Origin of the sequence: Streptomyces sp. MB09-02B (genome assembly GCF_033794485.1) — a bacterium.
Classification (GTDB): Bacteria; Actinomycetota; Actinomycetes; order Streptomycetales; family Streptomycetaceae; genus Streptomyces.
This window is the reverse complement of sequence record NZ_JARGEE010000641.1, coordinates 1-3504: the sequence shown is the minus strand read 5'-3', so window position 1 is coordinate 3504 and position 3504 is coordinate 1. Positions and strand designations below refer to the sequence as shown.

The following is a 3504-nucleotide window of genomic DNA, read 5'->3' as shown; positions in this document are numbered from 1 at the left end:
GCACGTGCGGGCGACGGTCCGCTTCGCGGACGGGGTGCGGGCGCTACGGGCCCAGGACATCGGCACGGTCCTGGAGATCGGCCCCGACGGCTCCCTCGTCTCCCTGGTCCAGGAGAGCGCGCCCGAAGCGGTGGGCGTCGCCGCGCTGCGCCGGGACCGGCACGAGACGGTGGCCCTGACGGCATCGCTGGCCGAGGTGTGGGCCCACGGGGTGGCCGTGGACTGGCGGGCCGTGTTCGCCGGGACCGGGGCCCGCCGGGTGGACCTGCCGACGTACGCCTTCCAGCACCGTCGCTACTGGCCCGACACGGCCGGCTCGGCGCCGGCCGGCGCGCTGCGGGCCGCCGGTCTCGGCACGGCCGACCACCCCCTGCTGCGCACCTGGCTCGTCCGGGCCGGCGACGGAGGGGTGCTCGCGACCGGGCGGATCACGCCCGCCACACAGCCCTGGCTCGCGGACCACCGGGTGCTCGGCACCGTCCTGCTGCCCGGAACGGCCTATGTGGACATGGCGTGCTGGGCCGGTCAACGCCTCGGCTGCCCGCAACTGTCGGAGCTGACGCTCTCCGCCCCGCTGGCCCTGCCCGGGGAGGAGGCGGCCGATCTGCAACTCGTCGTCGGTGCGCCGGACGAGGAGGGACGTCGTACGATCGCCGTCCACTCCCGGCCCGTCGCCCCCGGCGGGGCGACCGACGACGGTCAGCCCTGGACCCGGCACGCCGAGGGCGTCCTCGCCCCGGCCGGGGACCTCACCCCCGCCGCTCTCTCCTGGCCCCCGGACTCCGCCCCGTCGCTCCCGCTCGACGGCTTCTACCCGGGCCTGGTCGAGGCCGGGTTCGACTACGGGCCGTCGTTCCAGGGGCTGCGCTCGGCCCTGCGGACGGACGAGGGCACGCTGTACGCCGAGGTCGAACTGGACGAGGACGACCGGGCGGCGGCCGGACGGTTCGCCGTGCACCCCGCCCTGCTCGACGCGGCCCTGCACGTCCTCGGCGTGGACCTGCCGCCGGGTGCTCCGGCCCGGCTGCCGTTCGCATGGACCGGCGTACGCGTCCACGCGAACGGGGCCGACGCCCTGCGGGTCCGCGTGACGCGTGGTGCGGACGGGTCGGTGGGGCTGACGGCGGTGGACGTCGAGGGTGCCCCGGTCGTCACCGTCGAGGGGCTGGCACTGCGCGAGGCCTCGGCCGACCGGCTGCCGAGCGCCTCCGTCGCCGAGCGCGACGCCGCCCTGTTCCGTGTCGCGTGGACGGCCCTGCCCGTCCCGGTGGACGCGGCACCGGTCGCACCGGTCCCGCTGCCGGTGACCGGGGACGGGGACGGGGACGTCGACCTCGACCGTATCGACGGACTCCCCGACGCCGTCGTGGCGCACTGCCCGCAAGGTCGCGTCGACGACGTCACCGCCCGCGTGCTGCGGGTGCTGCAGGGGTGGGTGACCGACGAGCGGTACACGGCCGTCCCCCTCGTGGTCGTGACCAGGCGGGCCGCCGCGGTGGCGGAGCCGGGCGCCCGCGCGGCGGACCTCGGGTCCGACGGGGCGAACGACGACCTCCTCGCCCAGGGGGCCGTGGCGGGACTGGTGCGCGCCGCCCAGGCCGAACACCCGGGCCGTATCGTGCTGGTGGACGTCGACGGTGCCCCGTCCCGGGCCCCGGAGGCGGCCGGCCGGCTTCCGCTCGCGGAGATCCTGGCCTGCGGGGAGCCCGACCTGGCCGTCCGCGCCGGACGCCTGTACGGCCGACGGCTGGTCCCTGCACGGACTGGGGGAGACACCGTGCTCCCGGCGCCGGCCGGCCCGTGGCGGCTGGACTCGGTGCGGCGCGGCTCGATCAGCGGCCTGGCACTGGTGCCGCACCCCGGCGCGGAACGCGACCTGGCCCCGGGCGAGGTGCGGGTCGCCGTCCGCGCCGCCGGGGTGAACTTCCGGGACACGATGATCGCCCTCGACATGTATCCCGGCGCCGCCGAGCTGGGCATCGAGGGTGCCGGGGTGGTGCTGGCGACCGGCCCCGGTGTCACCCGGTTCGCGCCCGGCGACCGGGTGGCGGGCATGCTCGACGCGGCCTTCGCACCCGTCGCCGTCACCGATCAGCGTCTGCTCGCCCCTGTGCCCGACGGATGGACGTTCGCGCGGGCCGCCGCCGCGCCCGTGGCGTATCTGACGGCCTGGTACGGGCTGCGCGACCTCGGTGGGCTGGGCCCTGGCGACCGGGTGCTGGTCCACGCGGCGGCGGGCGGGGTGGGTTCCGCCGCCGTCCGGCTCGCCCGCCACCTGGGCGCCGAGGTCTACGCGACCGCCTCGCGGCCCAAGTGGGAGGCGCTGCGCGCCGCCGGACTGGACGACGCGCACATCGCGGACTCCCGCGACACCGGCTTCCGTGAACGGTTCCTCGCCCACACGGCCGGTGCCGGCATGGACGTCGTACTGAACTGCCTGGCGGGGGAGTTCACCGACGCGTCCCTCCGACTGCTGCCACGCGGAGGTGCGTTCGTCGAGATCGGCAAGACCGATCCGCGCGACCCGGAACGGGTCGCCGCCGACCACGCGGGTGTCCACTACCGGGCCTTCGACCTCGGCGACCCCGGCCCCGACCGCATCCGGGAGATGCTCACCGAACTGTCCGCGCTCTTCGCCGACGGCAGCCTCGCCCCGCCGCCCGTCACCACCTGGGACATCCACCGGGCCCCCGAGGCCTTCCGGGCCGTCGCCCAGGCCCGGATCGTGGGCAAGGCGGTGCTCACCCTCGCCCCCGAAGCCTCCCCCGACGGTACGGTCCTCGTCACCGGCGGCACCGGCACCCTGGGCGCACGGGTGGCCCGCCACCTGGTCGCGCGGCACGGGGTACGTCGCCTCGTGCTGACCTCACGCAGCGGCGACGCGGCCCCCGGCGCGGCCGGCCTGAGGGACGAACTCGCCGCAGCCGGCGCCGAGACACACGTCGCCGCCTGCGACATCGGCGACCGGACGGCCGTGGCCGCGCTCCTCGACCGGCTCGCCGCCGAGGGGCACCGCGTCACCGGAGTCGTGCACTGCGCCGGCACGGTCGACGACGGCGTCCTGACCTCCCTCACCCCGGACCGGCTCGACCGCGTCCTGCACGCCAAGGCCCACGGCGCCCGCCACCTCGACGAGCTGACCCGCTCCCTGGACCTGTCCACCTTCGTCCTGTTCTCCTCCGCCTCCGCCACCTTCGGCGCAGCCGGCCAGGCCAACTACTGCGCGGCCAACGCCTACCTCGACGCCCTCGCCGAACGCCGGGCCGCCGAGGGCCTGCCGGCCGTCTCCGTCGCCTGGGGACTGTGGGACGAGACCAGCGGCATGACCGCCGCCCTCGGCGAACGCGACCGGGAACGGCTCCTGCGCACCGGCACCGCCGCACTCCCCACCGAACGGGCCCTCGCCCTGTACGACGCCGCGCTCACCGCCCGGACCCCGGCCGTGACCGCCGCCCCGCTCGACCTGCACCGGCTGCGCGCCGCCCAAGGCGACCGGCCCACCCC

The 3504-nt window shown here is 76.9% G+C and carries 1 protein-coding gene; it reads left to right on the top strand.

What is annotated here, in order from left to right; all coding sequences use genetic code 11:
• Positions 1-3504, top strand: a 3504-nt coding sequence (locus P1P70_RS42140) for an SDR family NAD(P)-dependent oxidoreductase (protein ID WP_319247416.1), incomplete at both ends; no start/stop codon positions are given.